This window comes from Clostridium sp. Marseille-P299 (assembly GCF_900078195.1).
Taxonomy (GTDB): Bacteria; Bacillota; Clostridia; order Lachnospirales; family Lachnospiraceae; genus Lachnoclostridium.
Genome location: NZ_FJVE01000007.1, coordinates 448,781 through 470,532 on the forward strand (window position 1 = coordinate 448,781; position 21,752 = coordinate 470,532).

The 21,752-nt window shown below is 33.3% G+C and carries 17 protein-coding genes; 10 read left to right on the plus strand and 7 right to left on the minus strand.

From position 1 onward, the window contains the following. Positions 1-138: 138 nt before the first annotated feature. The 4 genes from BN4220_RS10205 to ltrA all read left to right on the plus strand — a co-directional run bounded on the left by BN4220_RS10205 (position 139) and on the right by ltrA (position 5,709). Positions 139-1,422, plus strand: coding sequence for an IS110 family transposase (locus BN4220_RS10205; RefSeq protein WP_066715797.1), 1,284 nt, complete (start codon positions 139-141; stop codon positions 1,420-1,422). A 1,280-nt stretch (positions 1,423-2,702) separates the two neighbouring features. After that, positions 2,703-3,185 carry an RNA polymerase sigma factor gene (locus BN4220_RS10215; RefSeq protein WP_066715799.1) on the plus strand — a complete coding sequence of 161 codons (483 nt, stop codon included), beginning with the start codon at positions 2,703-2,705 and terminating at the stop codon, positions 3,183-3,185. Continuing rightward, positions 3,175-3,765: a hypothetical protein gene (locus tag BN4220_RS10220; protein ID WP_066715800.1), complete on the plus strand. Its 591-nt coding sequence runs from the start codon at positions 3,175-3,177 to the stop codon at positions 3,763-3,765. The genes BN4220_RS10215 and BN4220_RS10220 overlap by 11 nt, the downstream gene beginning before the upstream one ends. 531 nt (positions 3,766-4,296) lie before the next feature. Beyond that, positions 4,297-5,709, plus strand: a complete 1,413-nt coding sequence (ltrA, locus tag BN4220_RS10225) for a group II intron reverse transcriptase/maturase (RefSeq protein ID WP_066715801.1) — start codon at positions 4,297-4,299, stop codon at positions 5,707-5,709. 254 nt (positions 5,710-5,963) lie between these two features. Here the strand turns inward: ltrA and BN4220_RS10230 are convergent, their stop codons facing one another. The 5 genes from BN4220_RS10230 to BN4220_RS10250 form a co-directional block, all read right to left on the minus strand. After that, complete coding sequence (locus BN4220_RS10230) at positions 5,964-6,641, minus strand: DUF554 domain-containing protein (RefSeq protein WP_066715802.1); 678 nt, start codon at positions 6,639-6,641, stop codon at positions 5,964-5,966. Between the two features lie 25 nt (positions 6,642-6,666). Further along, positions 6,667-7,833 (minus strand): M20 metallopeptidase family protein, encoded by a 1,167-nt coding sequence (locus BN4220_RS10235; RefSeq protein ID WP_066715803.1) that lies wholly within the window; start codon positions 7,831-7,833, stop codon positions 6,667-6,669. Between the two features lie 171 nt (positions 7,834-8,004). Further along, the gene (locus BN4220_RS10240; RefSeq protein WP_066715804.1) at positions 8,005-9,201 is read right to left on the minus strand and encodes an MFS transporter; all 1,197 of its coding nucleotides are present in this window, start codon (positions 9,199-9,201) and stop codon (positions 8,005-8,007) included. Positions 9,202-10,017: 816 nt separating this feature from the next. Further along, a complete protein-coding gene (locus tag BN4220_RS10245) occupies positions 10,018-11,301 on the minus strand; it encodes an IS110 family transposase (RefSeq protein WP_066715805.1) in 1,284 nt (427 codons plus the stop codon). A gap of 448 nt (positions 11,302-11,749) precedes the next feature. Continuing rightward, positions 11,750-12,565, minus strand: coding sequence for a MerR family transcriptional regulator (locus BN4220_RS10250; protein WP_066715806.1), 816 nt, complete (start codon positions 12,563-12,565; stop codon positions 11,750-11,752). 505 nt (positions 12,566-13,070) lie between these two features. Here BN4220_RS10250 and BN4220_RS10255 point away from each other — a divergent pair. Continuing rightward, positions 13,071-14,408: an aminopeptidase C gene (locus tag BN4220_RS10255; protein ID WP_242867779.1), complete on the plus strand. Its 1,338-nt coding sequence runs from the start codon at positions 13,071-13,073 to the stop codon at positions 14,406-14,408. Between the two features lie 418 nt (positions 14,409-14,826). Here BN4220_RS10255 and BN4220_RS10260 read toward each other — a convergent pair whose 3' ends face one another. Continuing rightward, positions 14,827-15,054, minus strand: coding sequence for a DUF2798 domain-containing protein (locus tag BN4220_RS10260; protein WP_066715807.1), 228 nt, complete (start codon positions 15,052-15,054; stop codon positions 14,827-14,829). Further along, complete coding sequence (locus BN4220_RS10265) at positions 15,047-15,484, minus strand: MarR family winged helix-turn-helix transcriptional regulator (RefSeq protein ID WP_066715808.1); 438 nt, start codon at positions 15,482-15,484, stop codon at positions 15,047-15,049. Before BN4220_RS10265 ends, BN4220_RS10260 begins: the two co-directional genes overlap by 8 nt. Before the next feature lie 100 nt (positions 15,485-15,584). Here BN4220_RS10265 and BN4220_RS20065 point away from each other — a divergent pair, with 100 nt between their 5' ends. The 5 genes from BN4220_RS20065 to BN4220_RS10285 all read left to right on the plus strand — a co-directional run bounded on the left by BN4220_RS20065 (position 15,585) and on the right by BN4220_RS10285 (position 21,639). Next, on the plus strand, positions 15,585-15,776 hold the full coding sequence (locus tag BN4220_RS20065; RefSeq protein ID WP_148401723.1) for a hypothetical protein: 192 nt from the start codon (positions 15,585-15,587) through the stop codon (positions 15,774-15,776). Between the two features lie 157 nt (positions 15,777-15,933). Continuing rightward, entirely contained in the window at positions 15,934-16,611 is a 678-nt protein-coding gene (locus BN4220_RS10270; RefSeq protein WP_066715809.1) for a 5'-methylthioadenosine/S-adenosylhomocysteine nucleosidase, read from the plus strand. 372 nt (positions 16,612-16,983) lie between these two features. Then, positions 16,984-18,897 (plus strand): HD domain-containing protein, encoded by a 1,914-nt coding sequence (locus BN4220_RS10275; RefSeq protein WP_066715810.1) that lies wholly within the window; start codon positions 16,984-16,986, stop codon positions 18,895-18,897. 184 nt (positions 18,898-19,081) lie between these two features. Next, positions 19,082-20,488 (plus strand): MBOAT family O-acyltransferase, encoded by a 1,407-nt coding sequence (locus BN4220_RS10280; RefSeq protein ID WP_066715811.1) that lies wholly within the window; start codon positions 19,082-19,084, stop codon positions 20,486-20,488. Positions 20,489-20,499: 11 nt separating this feature from the next. Next, positions 20,500-21,639 (plus strand): DHHW family protein, encoded by a 1,140-nt coding sequence (locus BN4220_RS10285; protein ID WP_066715812.1) that lies wholly within the window; start codon positions 20,500-20,502, stop codon positions 21,637-21,639. Positions 21,640-21,752: the final 113 nt, after the last annotated feature.

Sequence of the window (21,752 nt, forward strand, 5' to 3'; positions counted from 1 at the left end):
GTGATAGGAATGCTGATAATACATAGAAAGCATTCCTGTAATTCATAAATAGCGTCAATTGATAATAAGAAAACCTCACGGTATAATTAAGATATCATCTTGGCGGATGTAAATTATCTTAATCACCGGAGGCTATAAATGAATTATACACAAAATAAGAAGATAGAACAAGTAACAGAATCAACTTTAGTAATCGGAACTGACATTGGAAGTGAGTTTAATTATGTTAGAGCATTCGATTGGAGAGGAATTGAATTAACTAAAAAGGTCTTTTCTTTTAGCAATACAAAACAAGGCTATATAAACTTTCTAGACTGGGTGCACCAGGTTTTAAGTAGAACAAATAAAAAAGAGATTATTGTTGGCTGTGAGCCAACAGGGCATTACTGGTTTACCTTTGCAAAGTATGTTAAGGAACAGGGGATGAAGCTGGTATTTGTGAATCCATTTCATGTACATCAAAGTAAGGAAATGGATGATAATAGCCCGAAAAAGACAGATATGAAAGATCCTAAAACAATTGCTAAGTTGGTTGTAGAGGGACGCTATAGTCTGCCATATGTTCCTGAAGGAGTATATGCGGATTTAAGAACTGCGGTTTCAAGTCGTGATCGTATTCTAAAGGAGATAAATGCAGCAACGAATAGAATTAAGAGATGGCTTAAAATATATTTTCCTGAATACTTAGAAGTATATAAAGTATTCGATTCAATTAGTGGTATCCTGGTGCTTGAAAGAGCGCCAATGCCAAGAGATGTGATATCATTAGGTACAGAAGGCATCAATAAAATCTGGCGTGAAGCAAAGGTGCGTAGAGTAGGTATGAAGAGGGCACAGACCCTGGTTGTAGCTGCGCATAATAGTGTCGGAATTAATGGTGGAAGCTGTGCAAAGTTGGAATTACAACTCTTGCTAGAGGATTATCAATCGAAAAAGAATCAATTAGAAAAGATTACACAAGTAATCGAAGAAGAAACCCTTCAGATTGATTATGTAGAACAACTATTATCAATTAAAGGTGTAGGCCTTATTACTGTAGCTGGATTTCTAGCAGAGGTAGGTGATATTCGACGTTTTAATTCACCGAAACAGGTACAGAAACTAGCAGGACTAGAGTTAAAAGAAAACAGCTCAGGAAAGCATAAAGGTCAAACCACGATCAGTAAGCGTGGACGAAAAAAACTGCGAAGGCTATTATTCCAAGTGGTTTTGCCAATGATACGGAGCAATAGAGAATTTAGAGAAATCTATGATTATTATACAACTCGTATAAAAAATCCGTTAAAAGGAAGGCAGGCAATGGTTGCTGTTAGTTGTAAGTTAATCAGAGTCTTTTACGCAGTCTTAACAAAAGGCATACATTATGATGCAGAAAAACTAAGAAACGACATCATCAGACCACAAGAATTAAAAGTGGCCTAATAGAAAAAGTACTGTAAACAGAAGACGTCCGCCAAGATATTGGTGCTGAGTTACAGGAATGAAATCAACATGACAAAACAGAACCGGTTAGCCGCGTTAGAATTACTCCAGAGGGCAGGACCCTGTCAGAAAGCAGCAAGCGGCACCCAACTATAGATAGGCAGAACGAAGGAATTTAGGACTTTGCTAGATGCAGATGATCCTGTTAGACATGAGAGGTTGGTTGCTATAGGAAGGATTGGGAAACAGGAAGGTCTTTATAGAAAATGAATGACGTTTATTTTTGTGTACCCTTTTTTCTGAAAAAGATGTACGTTTGGGTTTGAAACGATACACTTTTTATCTATGGATCTGTTTTTAGTAGTAACACGTTAACTTAGATGAAGACTCATAAATGGCTTAAAATAAGCATTCTTTGTGAAACTTCACTAAAAATATATAGAGAGGTGTTGAAGGTGTGAATATTATAATTGTATTATTACAGGTATTATTATTTTTTATAATTCTGTGGATCAGTATGTTTTTGGCAGCATTTGCTCACGAATTAGGTCATGTTCTTATGTTCCAATTATTCTATGGTAGTAAAAACTGGTATATTACACTTGGTAGGGGAAAAACCATTTTCAAGTTTAGAAAGATTACTATAAAAGCACTTATGATAATGGGATATTTCAACTACAAAACTGAACATAAAGGTTCCAGGTTTGGGTACACCATGATGTATCTAGGAGGACCGTTGGCAAATATAGTATTTATATTGGTTCTTATTTTTTTAGCGCTAATTATGGAGAATTATCAGATGTTAGCTGAACTACCTATTTTTATTTCATTCACGCGAAGTTTGTTCGCTATAAATGTATATATGACTGTATTAAGTTTGATACCTATGAAACATAACATCTGGCCTTATAAGCACTATATCAGTGATGGTTATCATATTTTTTCTAATCTAATTAGAAATACTGATTAAAGGTGAGACATATCCATGAAACTATATTAATTCCTCAAAGCTTTTAAGAAATTCTAAAAAAATATGAACAACCATGACAGACGGATGAACCGTATCATAAATAAATGGAGTTTTACTGATGGTTTTTAATCCTCCTCTGATTGTAAAATGTATATTGCTACCAAAAAGCACTGAACTCAAGTACAGAGAATCAGTGCTTTTTTAACTATCACAAAACATTTGTAAATTTAAGAATATATTTTGTAACCTTTCTTTATTCTCATTTGTATTATTAGTGAAAGGCTTTTCAAAGACATTAAGGAGTAAACTCATGAGAGAACCAGTAGAGATGCTGATTGAAAAGTATAAGGATAATATTTATGCAATCGCTTTTAATGTTTGCAAAAATGCTCAAGATGCAGAAGATGTTGTTCAAGATACATTCATTCAGTACATATCACGAAAAAAAAATTTTGAAACAGAGCAACACATACGTGCATGGCTTATAAGAGTAGCAATTAATAAGGCAAAGAATAAAAACACTACCTTTTTCAGACGGAATACACTGCCTTTGGAAGATTACATGGAAACGTTAACTTTCGAATCATCGGAATCCTCTGAATTATTTGAGACGGTGATGAAACTTCCGGAAAAGTATCGTGTTATCATTCATCTGTTTTATTATGAAGATTATTCTGTAAATGAAATAGCAGATATACTAAAGATATCTGTTAGTAATGTAAAAGTCAGGTTATCACGTGGAAGAGCGTTACTTAGGGAAACATTAAAGGAGGTATGGGAAGATGACAAATAGAGAAAAATACAAGCAGGCATTTTCTGCAATTCATATCTCTGACGAATTTTCTTTGGAGGTAAGAAAAATGACAAATAAAAGTATGAAGAAAAAATTCAATTATATGGTTGCAGCTATTGCTGCCTGTGTGCTTTTAGTGGGTGGTTCGACGGTTGCATATGCTAACGATTTAGGGGGAATTCAACGCACAATTCAACTTTGGATTCACGGTGACCAAACAGAAGTAACCATTGATTTTAATGCGGATGGAAGTTATGAAATGGAATATTTCGACAGTGAAGGAGATGCGATTCAACAAGGTGGAGGCGGAGTTGCTATTAATGATGACGGAAGTGAAAGACCTTTAACTGAAGAGGAGCTACTAGATCACCTTGACGATCCTGATGTGAGATACGAAGATGACGGCTCTGTTTGGATTTACTACTTTGATCAGAAAATTGAAATTACAGACAAATTTGATGACAATGTATGCTATGTGCAGGTTTCAAATGGAAAAGAAACCTTGTATATGACGATTAAGTATCAAAATGGCTGGGCTACAAGTCCTAATAAATACTTAAGTCCTTCTTCGTTTAACTAATGGTTCTGTTGAGTCAAAATGCTTTCCTTTAGAGGAAGCTAATGATTTAGAGTGGTACCACGGTAGTTTTATCCTATCGTCTCAAAAAAGAGACGATAGGATTTTTTTATAGTGTGCCCAGCATGGGCGCAATCTAATGGGTTAAAGTCCCTAACACAGCCTAGTAGTGGCAAGTGTATAGCCTAAGACAAGGGTGTCGTTCGTGAGGGCGAATCTGAAGGAAGTCCGTGGGCAAATCTCTGGTCTGACGAACAGAAATCACATACAAGGCATTAATTAAGGATAAGATTGCTATACAAATCGAAGTCCAATAACTACTCGAAATTAATTAATGTAAATGTGGCAGATAGATGGAGAGGAAGATTGCGTTCTTACCTGGGGAGGTCTTAGTGATACGTCATGGAAGTGAACTCTGAAATGACAACCCATGCAGTGATGTATGGCTGAACACTAAGAAGTCAGCAGAGGTCATAGTACCGGAGGTAGTCGACGACCTTTGGGAAGGACTGAACAATAGGAGGTTTTGAAAGTTTGAAAGAAACAAAGAAATGTGATGACAGCAGACAACTGAATACAGAATCAGGTCATTTGCAAAAGGATAGAGTGGAACTCGAAAGCTATGCAAAGGCGCCGAGCATTTCTATGACGTCGGATAACAGACAGAACGCCCGAAGAGAATATCACTATGGATTGCTAGAGAAAATCATTAGTAATGGAAATCTAAATGAAGCCTTTAAACGTGTAAAGAAGAATAAAGGAAGTCATGGAATCGACAAGATGGGAGTAGATGAACTTCTACCATATCTAAGAAGTCATGGCGAAGAGCTTAAGCAATCCATAGCAGATGGAAGTTATAAACCGAATCCCGTAAGAAGGGTAGAGATACCAAAGGATAACGGGAAAACAAGACCATTAGGGATACCAACTGTAGTAGACCGGGTGATACAACAGGCAGTATCACAAGTACTAACGCCAATCTTTGAGAAGAAATTTTCAGAGAATAGTTATGGATTTAGACCAAATCGAAACGCGCATCAAGCAATTCTAAAATGTAAAGAATACATGGATGAAGGCTATAAATGGGCGGTAGATATAGATTTAGAAAAGTACTTTGATACTGTCAACCACGATAGGTTAATTGGGCTGATTTATAAAGAAGTCAAGGATATACGAGTAATCGGACTGATAAGGAAGTATCTAAATGCAGGAGTGATGGAAAAGGGATTAGTAAGTGCTACTGTAGAAGGGGTGCCTCAAGGTGGGAACTTATCTCCACTATTAAGTAATATCATGTTGCATGAACTAGATATGGAATTAGAACGAAGAGGACTTAAGTTCTGCCGTTATGCAGATGATTGCAATGTATACGTGAAATCAAAGAAATCAGCAGAGCGAGTTATGAAAAGTATCACGGAGTTTATAGAAAAGGACTTGAAGCTTAAAGTTAACAAAGAGAAAAGTAAGGTAGACCGACCATGGAAACTAAAATATTTAGGATATACCTTTTACAATAAGAAAGGTGAAATGGGAATAAGAGTACATCAAGTTTCTGTTAAGAAGTTAAAAGGAAAACTTAAGAGTATCACTGGAAGAAGTAATGCAATGAGTATGGAACTCAGAGCTATTAAACTAAAACAATTAATTGTTGGCTGGATAAGTTACTTCAAACTAGCAGATATGAAAGGTACCTTACGAGAACTTGATGAGTGGCTAAGAAGACGTTTACGTCTTTGTTACTGGAAACAGTGGAAAAAGATTAAAACGAAACATGATAACTTAGTTAAACTAGGGGTAGAGAATTGGAAAGCATGGGAACATGCGAATACAAGGAAAGGCTACTGGAGAATCTCCAATAGCCCAATCTTAAATTCAACTCTTACCAATAAATATCTTAGAGAACAAGGTTTTATAACACTTAGTGAAAGATATTCGCAAATAAGGTAATCTTATTGAACCGCCGTATACCGAACGGTACGTACGGTGGTGTGAGAGGACGGAAATTCAATTAATGAATTTCCTCCTACTCGATTCATATGAATTTGCTTTGTATTTCCTATGATATAAAAGTATCTTTACATACAATGGTAAATCTAAATGAAGCTGATTTTTTATTAGTTTTTAGAGATTTTTATAAAATCATACTATATTATAGATTGCAACAGTTTTCTAAATAAATTATTGGTTTTCTATTGATATGATTATGTAGTAATCATATAATAAACAATTGGGCCTAAAAGTGCAGGAAGATAATTTGCTACCTTCAACTTTATCACACCTAGTAGATCAAGGGACATGCCAAAAATAAGCAAAGATCCAATTGCAGAAATCTCATTAATGACATCAGATGTTAGTATTGGTTGCAGGATACCTGCTAAAAGGAAAATTACTGTTTCATATAGAAAAACAAAGGGACCGCTCAACATAACACTTCTACCATAAATAGCTCCATATATTAATGTACTACATATATCTAAAATAATTTTAATGGAAAGTATGGTCGAATCATTTTTAAGCCCAATATTCAAAGGACCTACAATTGCCATAGAACCTACACACTGCATCATAAATACAGTGATAAATCCTTTAACAAAGTTCTCGTCTGCTGTCTTAAACAGAGATTTTATAAACAATCCTAGTTGATTAAATTTACCATCTAGATCCATTTTTACTCCGATCATAGCCCCTAGTACACAACTGATAATCATTAATATATTGTTTTTTGTAGTAATAGCTCCCTGTATACCAACAGCAGCAATACAAAGGTTAGCAATGATAAGTACTGCCTGTAGCTGAGCTTTTGAAATAATTTTTTTTGCATAGCTACTTACAAACCCGGCAATTTCAATTCCAATCATATTCCATAAGATATATAACACACTAACTCCCTCTTAGTTCTCAATATTACTTTAAGAAATTCAACACTGTTTGTACTTCTGTTTTTACGCCGTTAATCATAGATTCTTCCATAATCATAAATTTAGGATGATGATTTGCAAAGCCACATCCTTCTGCAGCAGTACCTCCTCCTAGCAGTACAAAACAAATTGGTGCTATTTGACGATAGTTTGCAAAGTCTTCACTTGCACTTGTTAATGGTGCCTCTTTTACCATGGATTCTCCCAATACTTCTCTTGCACTGTTCATTACTAATTCAGATACTATTTTGTCATTGATAACAGCTGGGTATGCAAGTTGATAATCTAAATCATAGGTAGCACCATATGTCTTACATGTATTATCTATAATTTCTTTCACTCTTAATTCAACTTTTTTTCTAGTTTCATCGCTAATTGTGCGTATTGATGCACTCATGTATGCCTTATCGGGAATAATATTTGGAGCATCTCCTGCCTTAAATTCGCCAACAGTTATTACAGCTAGTTCTCCTGGTGTAGTATACCTAGAAATTACAGTCTGTAATTGGTTTATAATTTGGGTTCCAACAATAATAGGATCAATTCCATTCTGAGGCATAGAACCATGACTTCCTTTTCCTTGAATGTTTAAGAAGAATCCATCAGCAGCTGTTGTTGCAGCTCCTACTGAATGTACATGTATGCTACCACACTCAAGGTTTGGAATAATATGTAATCCTACTACTGCATCTATATCATTAATCATACCGCTATCTATAATTCCTTGTGATCCACCTGGATTAAGTTCTTCTGCATGTTGGAATATGAACTTAACAGTTCCATGTAATGAATCTTTTAACTCTGAAAGCACTTTTGCTGTAGCCAATAGCATAGCAGTATGTGTATCATGTCCACAGGTATGAGCTACTCCTTTTACGGTTGATTTGAAAGGAAGATCTCCTTCTTCTTGCATAGGTAAAGCATCCATATCTGCACGAAGAAGTATAGTTTTTCCTTCCTTAGCACCACGTAAAATACCAAGAACACTAGTTTCTGTTGGTTTTACAATTTCAATGTTTCCAAAACTTCTTAGCTTTTCCTCAACAAAAGCTGCTGTGTTATATTCCTTAAATGATAATTCTGGATTTTGATGAATATGACGTCTCCAAGAAATCATATCCTCTACTGGAATTTTATTGAACCATTCTTTCATAATAATCTCCATTCTTGCGCACGATATTTGCATATAACAAGTTTGTGGTGCGCAAACACAAACTTGTGTGTGAAAATTGATTTCAAATTTTCACATGATACATCCTATACAAGTATGACAGTATCTAAAATTCTGCCATACGCCATTTGAAATTTTCTAATAAATAATTTTTTACGCAATCTCTTTAGGCTTCTTTACTAATAAAGTTGCTGCTCCTGAAATCACCATACATACAGCAAGTACGATGAAAGAGAAGAAATAGCTGTTAGATTGTGCAAATGTGCTGACTAATTGTGGTGAAATAATTCCACCGATAAAAGCTCCTATATTTAATACAGCAAAAGCTGAACCTATTATCTTTCTTGGCACAAGTTGATATGGTATAGATAATAGTGCTGAGAAAGCTAGCATCATAGTAAAATCAGAAATATATAATGCTGCAATTGCTACTTGGTAAATAGGTGCTGCTATAAATACAACGATACATATTGCAGTAATTATAGATAACCAGAAGATAAACTTTTGTTCTTTTCCTTTAAAATACTTAGTAATTACAGATCCACTTATAGCTGTTGCAATAGTCATGATGATATAGAATCCAACCATAATACTACTTAGCATTGATGGATTTTGAATATCAAAGTTTACATGGAATACATTTGGTAGCCAGAACATCATTGCTACACCAACTAAATTACTAAATAATACAGCGATTGCTAATAATAATGTATTTTTATTTTTCCATGCATCGAAGAAGCCTACTTTTTCTATCGGCTGTGACTTTTGCTTAACCTCTGTAGTTTCTGCCTTCTTGTCTTTTAAGAAAAGAGCAACAAGAACAAGAGCTAATAAATAACCTGCTGCTAACATGTAGTAAGCATAATGCCAATTTACATTGATAATACTTTGACCAATGGTACTAGCAAGAATACCACCAATACCAGCAGTTGCAATTACAATAGACTGTACCTTAGCACATTGATCTGCTTGAAAGTTGTCGCTGATAATCTTAGGTGCACCATTTGTATATCCTGCTTGTCCGAAACCAACTAAGAAACGCAAAAACAAAATTGCAAATAGTCCACTAACATTTCCAAATAAGAAAGAGAATATCATTAATATACTTAATGAAACTACAACAAATTTTTTATATCCAAAACGGTCAACTAACCATCCACCAGGAATAGTAACTAAAATAAAACTTACGTAGAATACAGAAGATAAATTTCCCATCTCTGCTTTTGTGAAACCATATGTGCTGATTAACTTATCTGCAGTAAATCCAATCATACTTTTATCGAGATTTGCAAAAATACCGATTAAGCATATAATCCCAAACACGATCCATTCTTTTTTTGAAAATTTCATAAAATCCTCCTAATAAATATTGAAAATTTCAATTTCACATCACATTTTCTTTTCCTAGGATAAAAGATATTAATTTCTCATGAGTTTACGAATGGGATTAATAAGATCTCATTCACTTTCTTTTGTACCTTAAATAGAAAATTAGTAGTTGAGCTCAAATTTATATAATCTACAAATTTTCATTATTTCTAGTGGTAGGAGTCTGATGAATAATCACTTTACAAATTAATTATAGATGCTATGAATCATAGATCCGCACTGAATTTAATAATGACATAAAAAGATAAAATATAACTAAAACATATATCTAAAACATATATCTAAAACATATATCCTTCCATAGTGAATATATAATTCCTGAATTTTTTACCTCTCTATATATTTTTAGTGAAGTTTCACAAAGAATGCTTATTTTAAGCCATTTATGAGTCTTCATCTAAGTTAACGTGTTACTACTAAAAACAGATCCATAGATAAAAAGTGTATCGTTTCAAACCCAAACGTACATCTTTTTCAGAAAAAAGGGTACACAAAAATAAACGTCATTCATTTTCTATAAAGACCTTCCTGTTTCCCAATCCTTCCTATAGCAACCAACCTCTCATGTCTAACAGGATCATCTGCATCTAGCAAAGTCCTAAATTCCTTCGTTCTGCCTATCTATAGTTGGGTGCCGCTTGCTGCTTTCTGACAGGGTCCTGCCCTCTGGAGTAATTCTAACGCGGCTAACCGGTTCTGTTTTGTCATGTTGATTTCATTCCTGTAACTCAGCACCAATATCTTGGCGGACGTCTTCTGTTTACAGTACTTTTTCTATTAGGCCACTTTTAATTCTTGTGGTCTGATGATGTCGTTTCTTAGTTTTTCTGCATCATAATGTATGCCTTTTGTTAAGACTGCGTAAAAGACTCTGATTAACTTACAACTAACAGCAACCATTGCCTGCCTTCCTTTTAACGGATTTTTTATACGAGTTGTATAATAATCATAGATTTCTCTAAATTCTCTATTGCTCCGTATCATTGGCAAAACCACTTGGAATAATAGCCTTCGCAGTTTTTTTCGTCCACGCTTACTGATCGTGGTTTGACCTTTATGCTTTCCTGAGCTGTTTTCTTTTAACTCTAGTCCTGCTAGTTTCTGTACCTGTTTCGGTGAATTAAAACGTCGAATATCACCTACCTCTGCTAGAAATCCAGCTACAGTAATAAGGCCTACACCTTTAATTGATAATAGTTGTTCTACATAATCAATCTGAAGGGTTTCTTCTTCGATTACTTGTGTAATCTTTTCTAATTGATTCTTTTTCGATTGATAATCCTCTAGCAAGAGTTGTAATTCCAACTTTGCACAGCTTCCACCATTAATTCCGACACTATTATGCGCAGCTACAACCAGGGTCTGTGCCCTCTTCATACCTACTCTACGCACCTTTGCTTCACGCCAGATTTTATTGATGCCTTCTGTACCTAATGATATCACATCTCTTGGCATTGGCGCTCTTTCAAGCACCAGGATACCACTAATTGAATCGAATACTTTATATACTTCTAAGTATTCAGGAAAATATATTTTAAGCCATCTCTTAATTCTATTCGTTGCTGCATTTAGCTCCTTTAGAATACGATCACGACTTGAAACCGCAGTTCTTAAATCCGCATATACTCCTTCAGGAACATATGGCAGACTATAGCGTCCCTCTACAACCAACTTAGCAATTGTTTTAGGATCTTTCATATCTGTCTTTTTCGGGCTATTATCATCCATTTCCTTACTTTGATGTACATGAAATGGATTCACAAATACCAGCTTCATCCCCTGTTCCTTAACATACTTTGCAAAGGTAAACCAGTAATGCCCTGTTGGCTCACAGCCAACAATAATCTCTTTTTTATTTGTTCTACTTAAAACCTGGTGCACCCAGTCTAGAAAGTTTATATAGCCTTGTTTTGTATTGCTAAAAGAAAAGACCTTTTTAGTTAATTCAATTCCTCTCCAATCGAATGCTCTAACATAATTAAACTCACTTCCAATGTCAGTTCCGATTACTAAAGTTGATTCTGTTACTTGTTCTATCTTCTTATTTTGTGTATAATTCATTTATAGCCTCCGGTGATTAAGATAATTTACATCCGCCAAGATGATATCTTAATTATACCGTGAGGTTTTCTTATTATCAATTGACGCTATTTATGAATTACAGGAATGCTTTTTATATCATAATTATTTCAAATTACAATAATTCTTCTGACTAATACATTAGAACTGGCTACGTGCTAGCTATTTTTTTGTACAAAAGGATTATAAACCTTAAATGTAATTTAGAGTCAATCCATTATTTAAATTAATTTTTATTTGGAACTTTCTTTATAAACGTATACTCATGCTTACAATTTATCTATCATTCATATAGAAACTGATATTGCATATGTGAAAGTTGTTTTTAAACAAGAGCTATTATTAATATAATTTAATAAAAGAGACTTAAAAAAAAATAAAAAAGCAGAAACCCCCTTTAGAGTTCTGCTTTAATATATTTTATAATTGCTTAAGATTCTATTTTTTCATAAGGTATCCAAACTAAATGTGAGATATGATATTCCTCTTCATCTCTCAATCGTGCAAAAATAACACGAGATATACTTTCTCCAACAATTCGTAGTTGATGTTCATTTGCATATTCCAATATCATTTTAGAAATACCTTCGATATCATTTTTTGGCGTTGCCTCATAATAAAATACAATAGCTGGGCAACTATCATAATATTGAACAATATCATTTTCATGGATACCAAGAAATTCTGCTGTTCTCTTATCTAAACAGAATCCAAAATCAAAATCTTTACCTAAATTCATCATAGCATTCAACTGTATAGATCCTGACATAAAAGTAAGATCTGCATATTTCAACCACTTGACCACCTCTTCTTGAACTCGTTCATCTATCACCAATTCATGGTTTTTCTGATAGTTCAAGCGATATAGTGGTGGACGCTCACCAAGGAAACATTCTTGCTTTGCATTCTGAGCCTGCATCATAAAGTTAATTGTTGCATTAACGCTATTTATCTTAAGATTTAAGTAAAAAGCTTCATTGAGTAATTCCTTTTCTTTGTTTATTAGAGAATGTTCTGCTTCTTTCAGTGTGCTTTCATTCATTATTTCCTTAATTTCGTGTAAATTATAACCATACTTTTGGAATTTCTGAATGTTAAACAAATGATTAACCTGTATAATATCGAAATAACGATAATTGGAATCTTCCTTATATGGCTCAATTAAACCTTTCTTTTCATAGTTTCGAATAGTTTCAGCGCTAATACCCAGTAGTTTGGCAATTTCACCGATTTTATACGTTTTCAAGATGAATTCCTCCCTCAGATTTCTATAAACTATTATACTAAAATTTATCTCTATCTTCACTGTTTTTATTATCCATATATTCTAAAGATGTCTGTTAGTAATGTAAAAGTCAGGTTATCACGTGGAAGATCGTTATTAGGGAAACATTAAAGGAGGTATGGGAAGATGACGGCTCTGTTTGGATTTAATACTTTGACCAGAAAATTGATATTACAGACAAGTTTAATGACAATGTATGCTATGTGCAGGTTTCAAATGGAAAAGAAACCTTGTATATGACAATTAAGTATCAAAATGGCTCAATACTTATTTTCATATAGATGATATTAGAGATATCTGAAATTTAGTTGAGAAACTAGTACTATAATGATAGAATGAAGTATTGTAACTATGAAACAATCTTCAAAAGCGGCATGAAAAAATCTTAATACATATTAAAAAATGAACATTCATTTTAGGGACATTTACGAATATTAAGAAAGAGATACTAGTCATGGGAGAGAGGATGATAAAATTGAAGGAGTTAACAGAGGACACAATTCAAGAATTTAAGAAATGTTACTTTTCTGACGAGAAAAAGATAAACTTGACCAAACTATTTATGACAGAAAGTATAAGTGATGTTGCTTTTGATGCAACAAGAGCTAACCAGCACAAATTTGAGTTTTCTATTGATATTCCTACTATGAATGCAGTATCACAAGGTGCCGCTGGGAGATGTTGGATTACTGCTGGGTTGAACTTACTTCGTGAAATCGCAGCCAGAAAAATGTGTAAGCATGGTAAAGAAGCAGTTCAATTTGAGTTTTCCCTGGCGTATATTGCGTTCTGGGACAAGATGGAAAAGGCAAACTGTTTTTTAGAGAAGACAATTCAAAATATGGACAAATCATATGATGATAAGCAAGTAAGATCGTGGTTTTCCTGTGGCATAACAGATGGCGGATTTTGGACAAATTTTTCTGATCTAGTGAAAAAGTATGGTTTACTACCTAAGGAAGTGATGCCTGAGACAGCACAATCCTCAAATACAGAAGTAATGAACAATAGACTTAACTATTATATTCGAAAAATAGGCGCGGATATACGAAATGCGTATCTCCAGAAAAAAAGTTTTGATGAAATAAATCATATGAAAGAACTGGCATTGGATCATATCTTTTCGTTTCTATGTGAATGCTATTCTTGTCCTGCAGAGGAGTTTGAGTATCAATACATTGACAGTAACGGAAGATCAAAAACTTCCAAGTATACACCACATTCATTTAGAGATGAATTAATTGATGGTTATCTTGATGAATTAACACCTGTGATTTCCTTACCTTTTGAACACTTACCTTATGGAGAATATTGTGAAATAAAGGATATATACAAAGTTATTAATATGCATGATGAAATCTTTTTGAATTTAACAATGGATGTGATGAAAAATCTTTGTATTGAGCAGTTAAAGAATGGAGTACCAATTGTATGTGTTGCAGATGATGATAAAATGTTATGTGATGAACTACAATTATGGGATGATTCTAGTTTTGACTATAAGAATACAATTGGCTTTACTTTTGATATGAGTCGAAAAGATTATTTTCAGCTAAAAGCAGGAAACGCAAGTCATTCTATGTTGATTACTGGTGTCAACATAAATAAAGAAGGATTACCAGATCGGTGGAAAATTGAAAATTCTTACGATATAGAAGGTTTACATAAGGGATACTTTAGTTGTTCTGATACATGGTTTGAAAAATATATGGTAAGTGTTGTGATTGAGAATCAGTACCTACAAGAATATAAAAAAGCTGAAAATGATAAACTAAACACCCTTGATTTAGCTGATATATTATAGGGATGGAGGTTATGTGATATTGAAATAACTCTTTTATAGCAATGGTTAAATGAAAATCAATTGATTGGTAATAATGAATAATCCATTATTGTAATACAGAAGGAAAGGTAGTATTCTCTCTCCATTAAATACTATACCGTGAGCCGTACCATAAATAACGGAGAGTTTAACTGAAAATCGGTATTGAATGAAAGTAATAGAACAATGGAAACGGTCTTTTGAATCCCACCATCTCCAATTGTAAGCATTAGACTCAAGTTTTTGGATTTGGGTCTTTTTTATCTAGTCGGGAGAATCGAGGGAATCTTTCCGTTTTCATTGTTTGTGAACTTGTAAGGCTACGTTGATTATCCTATGCGAATGATCATCTTATGTGTTTTGTGTAAGTTGCTTTGCTAATTGATGGAAAATAAGAACTTTACACGTCTTTTGGATTAAATAATCGAGCAACTATTTTATGAATCTTCGGTGGTAAAAAATAGGATAGGGGAAAGGCAATAATAAATGCTATAATCCACCCTTTAAACCATGCTTGTGCAAAATGACTGCCAAACCCAACATTTATACTGCACATTACCAATGACATAATGGTTGACATACATAAAGCGTTTATCATTGCTGCAATCACTTTTTGTTTTTTATTCAATGTCTTCTACCTCCGCGGTTAATAAAATCATCATACGTTTTAATGTACTTATTTCTGTTTCACTCAATTTGTGCAAATATTTATTTTGAACTTCAGAAATTTCATTATATATCATTTCTGCCATCGTAATTCCAGCCTTGGACAGAGATAAACCATACGCTCTTCTGTCATTAGCCACTCTATTTCGAATAACATAACCACGCTCCTCCAGATAATCAATTATCTGGGTAACCGTTGTTCTATCTACTTGCTGTATCTCCCCTGCCCTTTTTTGTGTTATACCATCATTCTCATAGATAATTAGTATCATTCCCATATGCTTTGGCGTTAAATTATTCTTTGATAAAAATTCAGATAGTTTATCTTGTAATTGATTAGATGCCTTTGCAAAGAGAAATCCAAATGAGTCATATATTCTGTTCATATTCATAAAGGACCTCCTTCTGATAATCAGTATAACTGACTATCAGAAAAATGTCAATATACGTTATATTATTTCCTGATAGACTACATTTTTTAAAATTTTAGGTATGATATTGGATGAGGGAAAAGATCTCGTGGATGATAAAATAAAGGAAAACAAGGAAGAGGCAGAAAAGTGGGCAGAGAAGGAAGCAGACGGTTCCCATATTAAATTGCAGGAGGATATACGAAATGTGGTCGCTAAACAAAAAATGCTAGAGGAAGATGTAAAAGGGCTGGGGGTAGACCATCAGATTTAGAGAGCATATCATTTTATTTTATAACACAAGAGAGAGTTTGATTGGTACATAACGATTCAAACTCTTTCTTATTTGTATACATTAATATTTACATGAAAATAATAAAATGTTAAAATAAGTATTTTATGAGATACAAAAGAATTTTGGAGGCTTACGTATGAAGAACATTGGAATGGTTGTTGCAGTAGAAATTCAAGCAGTACTTAATAAGTACGCTAACTACATAGAAGAAATCGAGATTTCAGGATATAATGTTAGAAAATATTCAACAGAAAAATATAACTTATATATTACTCATTCTGGAGTTGGTGAAATTGCAGCAGCTGCTGCTACACAATTTTTAATTACACAATTTTCAGTTGATTTAATTGTGAACTTTGGAGTAGTTGGTGGGTTAACACCAGAAATGAGTGTGGCTAAAACTTGCATCGTAGAAAGTGTTGTACATTATGATATTGATACTTCCACGGTAGATAATTGTGAAATTGGGAGATACTTAAACTATCCAAGCATATATATTCCGACCACCAAGACTTTAGTGGATTTAGCAATGGAAATATGTCCTACCTTAAAAAGGGTAGTGTGCGCTTCGGGAGATAAATTTATTGCAGATAAAGAGAAAAAAGAATGTATGAATAATAAATTTAATGCTGATATCTGTGAAATGGAAGCAGCCGGAATAGTTTTAACTAGTAATAGAAATAAAATACCGTGTTTATTAATTAAAACAGTTTCTGATAGTATTTCAGGCGGTGAATCAGAATTTAGAAAAGAAATCAATAATTCAGCAGAAATATGCTTGGATATTACCGATAAAATAATTAATGGTTTGTAATTAAATAAAAAATAATATTTATATTATGTTAAAGCTTATAGCAAAAATAGTGTAGGAGCTAGTGCAACAAAGTCATTAAAAGTTAATAAGTAACATTGATTTTTAATATAATAGCATAGCGAGAAAGATCATGCTTTAAAAGATTAGGATCAGAACTTTGGTTCTGGTCTTTTTTTATTGAGAAAGGACGGGAAAGAAGGATTAGAGGCGATTTTTATTATTATGTATCAGGTGAATTTCGGAGGGTAAAACAAAAGCAAGAAGTAATCAAAGTGAATCCTTTACTGATAAATGAGACATATTTATATTGAATCAGTGGATTTACGTTTGGAAATACTTTATAATGGATAAATAAATAGTAGGAGGTTTGAATTGAAAAAAGGCATTTATTTAAACGATTCCATTCATGGATTGATTTCATTAACTGAATATGAAAGAAGAATTGTATCAACAATTGGTTTTAATCGTCTCCATGATGTATATCAAAATTCTACGGTATATCTTACATTTCCAACCAATCGAATCAAGCGATTTGAACACTCCATTGGGACGATGAAACTATGTTCTGATATGTTTTTTCAATCGTTACTTAATACAACAGATTCTATGTTGAATGAATTCTTTGAAATCTTTGATAGGGAATATGTTAATATTTTAGATAGATTAAGACAGCAGTCAGATGTTTGTGAAAAAAAATTGGGTGGCAGACTACCAGATGGGATGCCACAAATTGAACTAGATAAGTTAAGACATTCCCTTATACCCAACAATATCCCAGATCAGTATAAAGGCGTGTATCTTATCCTCATTCAATCCATCCGGGCAGCAGCATTGTTACATGATATTGGACATCCTCCATTTAGTCATATCGTCGAATTCGCGCTAAAATCTGTTTACTTGGAATATAAAAACAAAGCAGTTAGTGATAAGGAAAATGCGAAAGAATTTCTTGATATCATGTCGAAGTACTTTGAGGGTGATAAGAAATTACATGAACAAATGGGTGATGAAATCAGCGAGGGTATTTTAAGCAAAATTATTGTACCAATTTCAGAGTGTGATGAGAAATACGATGAGAATTTATTTGACTTGCTTGTATTAGAAAGTGTAAAAAGAATTTTTGCAGATGATGGAGCATTTGGGTATCTTCATAGAATTATAGATTCTAGTTTGGACGGAGACCGCTTGGATTATGTAACGAGAGATGTGCTTAGTTCGGGAATGAATTCTGGTAAGATAGAGTATAGCAGAATTATTAATGATATGCAGTTGATTGTGAAGAATGGAGAGATTTTTTTCTGTGTCCCACTAAAAGCTGTAGGTTCCGTTGAGGATTTTGTTAAGCGTAGATATAATAGCTATAAAGATATTATTTATCATCATAGAGTTATCAAAACTGATTATATTCTGGAAGGTATCGTAAAAGATTTGGTAAAGAAATATTTGAATGAAACAGTATCGGATACACAGCGTCATAGCGAAGTATTGATACCATTTGATATCTCTGGACTTTGGTTTCCATTGGGGGATAAGAAGTCGGCAATCAAAGCAAATGCACTTTCTCAATGGAATGATTCATGGTTAATGACAGTACTTCGACAGATTTATTATACCGAATATTATCACAATGAAACGCTTGAAGAAGGCACTGTGGACTTTGTGTTAGCACAGCGATTGGCGGAATTGCTGCGTAATAGCAAGCGATATCATTCCCTGATTAAGCGGAGTGAGAATTTTAAGATTATTGATGATGCTGTGAAGCTAGAGTTAATGAAACATAAAGAGGAAATTGAAGCATTTCTAGGGCAAGAGAAGGGACTGTCTCACGGTAGAACCACAGAGCTGATTCATCAAATGTTAGAGAGGATTATGGGAAGTTCTTCTGGCTTTATTTTATCTTTTATTTCAAGAAATAGTAAGGAAATGAAAATCGAAGCTTTTGAGCAGATGGTCAGTGAAATTGTCGAAGAGGAAACAAACCGTATCGTTACCAATCTTAAGACATATGATACGGTTACTTTATTTAAAAGAATTTCAATTGGATTAGATTCTCCAATTTATTTCTATAACCATAAGGGAACGATCTCTACCTTAAAGGATATCAGTGGTATTTCCGAAATATTGCAGCTTGATTCTGATTATCTGCCTGTCTTTTATATTTATATTTTAGCAAAAGACGGGGATGGGGTTCTAAAGGAGAAAAGAGAAGAACTGTTAGGCTGTATTGGGAAACGAATCGGTGTTCAGATTTTAGAAAGATTACAAATAAAAGAGATTTTACCTTAGGGGTAAAATCTCTTTTTTAAGTTATTTACGTATCATTAAAAAAATACTCAGTTAAGGATGCTTAGTTATGACAGGTGTAAAATATTTTTCAAGATGTAACTTTTTTAATTATTCAACGAATAATTATTAAGTTGTAGTTAAATTTAAAAAACTATAAAACAAATGAAGGAATGAGGAATTTCACATGGTTTTTAGCAGTATAACTTTTTTGTTCTATTTTCTACCAGCATTAATCATAATATACTATCTAGCTCCAAATAAATTAAAAAATTTGGTAATGATAATTGCTAGTTTTGTTTTCTATGCTTGGGGTGAAATACGGTTTATACCAATAATGTTATTTCTATCGATAGAAGACTTTGTATGTGCAAAGTTAATGGAAAAGCATCGTGACAATAAAAAACGTCGTCGTATCTATATGTTAATATCCGTATGTAGCAATTTAGGTGTATTAATATTTTTTAAATATACGAACTTTTTACTGGATAACTTATTTGGATTGTTTGGAATGAATTCACCATTTGTAGAGATAATCCTTCCAATCGGAGTATCTTTTAACTCTTTCCAGTCCATTTCTTATGCGATTGATGTGTATAGAGGAACAACAAAGTGTGAAAAAAAATATTACAATTACCTTGCTTATACTACATTGTTTCCTCAGATTATAGCGGGGCCTATCGTTCGATATGTGACAGTAGAAAATGACTTAGATGATCATATGCTTACTCAGGATAGTTTTTCCATGGGGATGCGTCGTTTTATCATAGGTCTTGGGAAAAAAGTATTAATCGCCAATAATGTAGGGTTATTATGGAGTCAAATATCAAGTGGAGCAGCGGGAGATCCTTCTGTACTCTTATATTGGGTTGGTATTTTAGCATATACGTTTCAAATATATTTTGATTTTTCCGGTTATTCTGATATGGCTATTGGTCTCGCTAGGATATTTGGGCTTAGTTTCGATGAAAACTTCAACTACCCATATATATCAAAAAGTATTACGGAATTCTGGCGTCGTTGGCATATAACACTTGGTTCATGGTTTCGTGATTATGTATACATTCCCCTTGGTGGTAATCGATGCTCGAAGTTAAAACATCTTAGAAATTTACTTATTGTATGGGCTTTGACAGGATTTTGGCACGGTGCATCGTGGAATTTTATCTTTTGGGGATTATATTTTGCGATTATATTAATTGCGGAAAAGTATTTCTTATTAAAGATACTTGATAAAATTCCATCATTCTTTCGCCATGTATATACGATTTTACTTGTTATGATTAGTTGGGCTATTTTTTATTTTGAGAACCTTAGTGAACTTAAGAATTATCTATTAGGAATGTTTGGTTTAAGCGGTGTTCCAATCATCAATAATGAAGGCATATATTATCTGTTAAGCTATGGGGTTATTTTTGTCCTTGCGGCATATTTTTCAACACCACATTTGAAAAAAGTGATTAACTTTACAGAGAAAACAACTAAGAAATATGTTTTTATTTGTACCACTTTCGTATATGTTTTTGTGTTTATAGGATGTGTTGCTTATCTTGTTGACAGTACCTATAATCCATTTTTGTATTTTAGATTCTAAGGAGGTTACATATGAAACTTACATTTAATAAAATATTTTTCTATATTTTTGCCTTATTGTGGTCAGTACTTATCATATGTAATCTCGCAACTCCAGAGAAAAGATTTTCTGAAAATGAAAATAGATTTTTAGCAGAGTTTCCGAAATACTCGAATGAAAAGTTACTGAATGGTGAATTTATGAATAGGCTCGATGAATATATCAACGATCAGTTCGTTTTTAGAGATCATTGGATTAGTATAAAAACCATGGCGGAGAGAGCTATGCTTAAGACTGATATTAATTCTGTATATTTTGCAAAAGATGGTTATTTGATTGAAAAACATGATAAGAGTGATGTATCAGAAGAGCAAGCGGAGAAAAATAAGGAACGCTTAATAGAATTTGTTAAAAAATATGTAGAGAAACTTGGGGAGGACCATGTAAATGTTATGTTGGTGCCTACAGCGTCGGAGATATTAAAAGATAAATTACCGCCTTTTGCGACTGGATATGATCAAGATGCTTACATTAATGAAGTGATAGAAGCCTTACCAGAAGGCACATTTATTGATATAAGGAATAATTTTAATCAACATAAAGATGAGTATATTTATTATCGTACGGATCATCACTGGACTGCACTTGGTGCATTTTATGCATATGAGCAGTGGGCAACGGAGGCAGGATTTACTCCACTTAGTCAAGAACAATTTAACATCATCTTAGGGTCTGACCAGTTTTATGGTACCTTGCATTCAAAAGTCAATGTTAATGTAAAACCAGATGAGATCTACTTATACAAAATAAAAAAAGATATGAATTATCAGTTACTTTATAATTTAACGGATCAAACGGATACTTTATATGATCTAAGCAAATTAGAGGGAAAAGATAAATATTCTGTATATATGGGTGGAAATAATGCATTGGTAGATATTAAAACGAATAATAAGAATGGAAGAAGGCTTTTGGTAATTAAAGATTCCTATGCCCATTCCTTTGTCCCTTTTGCAGTAAACCATTATGAAGAGACCTTTATGATAGATTTTCGTTATTTTAACGTAGGAGTAGAACAGTTTGCAGAAGAGAATAAGATTACAGATGTACTAATACTATATAATACAATGAATTTTGTTCAAGATAAGAATTCAATAAAATTTCTAAAATAAATAGTGGTTTTGTTGTATCACTTAACTAATTTGAAAGACTTACACTGAGTTAATACCCAAGGTAAGTCTTTAATTATACCTTTTTTGATTGTTTTTCTTTATAAAGCAATGTA

Coding starts and splice junctions, on each gene's coding strand:
- BN4220_RS10270 (WP_066715809.1), top strand. CDS start 15,934: ATGAAGAACATTGGAATGGTTGTTGCAGTAGAAATTCAAGCAGTACTT.
- BN4220_RS10255 (WP_242867779.1), top strand. CDS start 13,071: ATGATAAAATTGAAGGAGTTAACAGAGGACACAATTCAAGAATTTAAG.
- BN4220_RS10280 (WP_066715811.1), top strand. CDS start 19,082: ATGGTTTTTAGCAGTATAACTTTTTTGTTCTATTTTCTACCAGCATTA.
- BN4220_RS10220 (WP_066715800.1), top strand. CDS start 3,175: ATGACAAATAGAGAAAAATACAAGCAGGCATTTTCTGCAATTCATATC.
- BN4220_RS10235 (WP_066715803.1), bottom strand. CDS start 7,833: ATGAAAGAATGGTTCAATAAAATTCCAGTAGAGGATATGATTTCTTGG.
- BN4220_RS20065 (WP_148401723.1), top strand. CDS start 15,585: ATGATATTGGATGAGGGAAAAGATCTCGTGGATGATAAAATAAAGGAA.
- BN4220_RS10240 (WP_066715804.1), bottom strand. CDS start 9,201: ATGAAATTTTCAAAAAAAGAATGGATCGTGTTTGGGATTATATGCTTA.
- BN4220_RS10265 (WP_066715808.1), bottom strand. CDS start 15,484: ATGAATATGAACAGAATATATGACTCATTTGGATTTCTCTTTGCAAAG.
- BN4220_RS10205 (WP_066715797.1), top strand. CDS start 139: ATGAATTATACACAAAATAAGAAGATAGAACAAGTAACAGAATCAACT.
- BN4220_RS10285 (WP_066715812.1), top strand. CDS start 20,500: ATGAAACTTACATTTAATAAAATATTTTTCTATATTTTTGCCTTATTG.
- BN4220_RS10245 (WP_066715805.1), bottom strand. CDS start 11,301: ATGAATTATACACAAAATAAGAAGATAGAACAAGTAACAGAATCAACT.
- BN4220_RS10215 (WP_066715799.1), top strand. CDS start 2,703: ATGAGAGAACCAGTAGAGATGCTGATTGAAAAGTATAAGGATAATATT.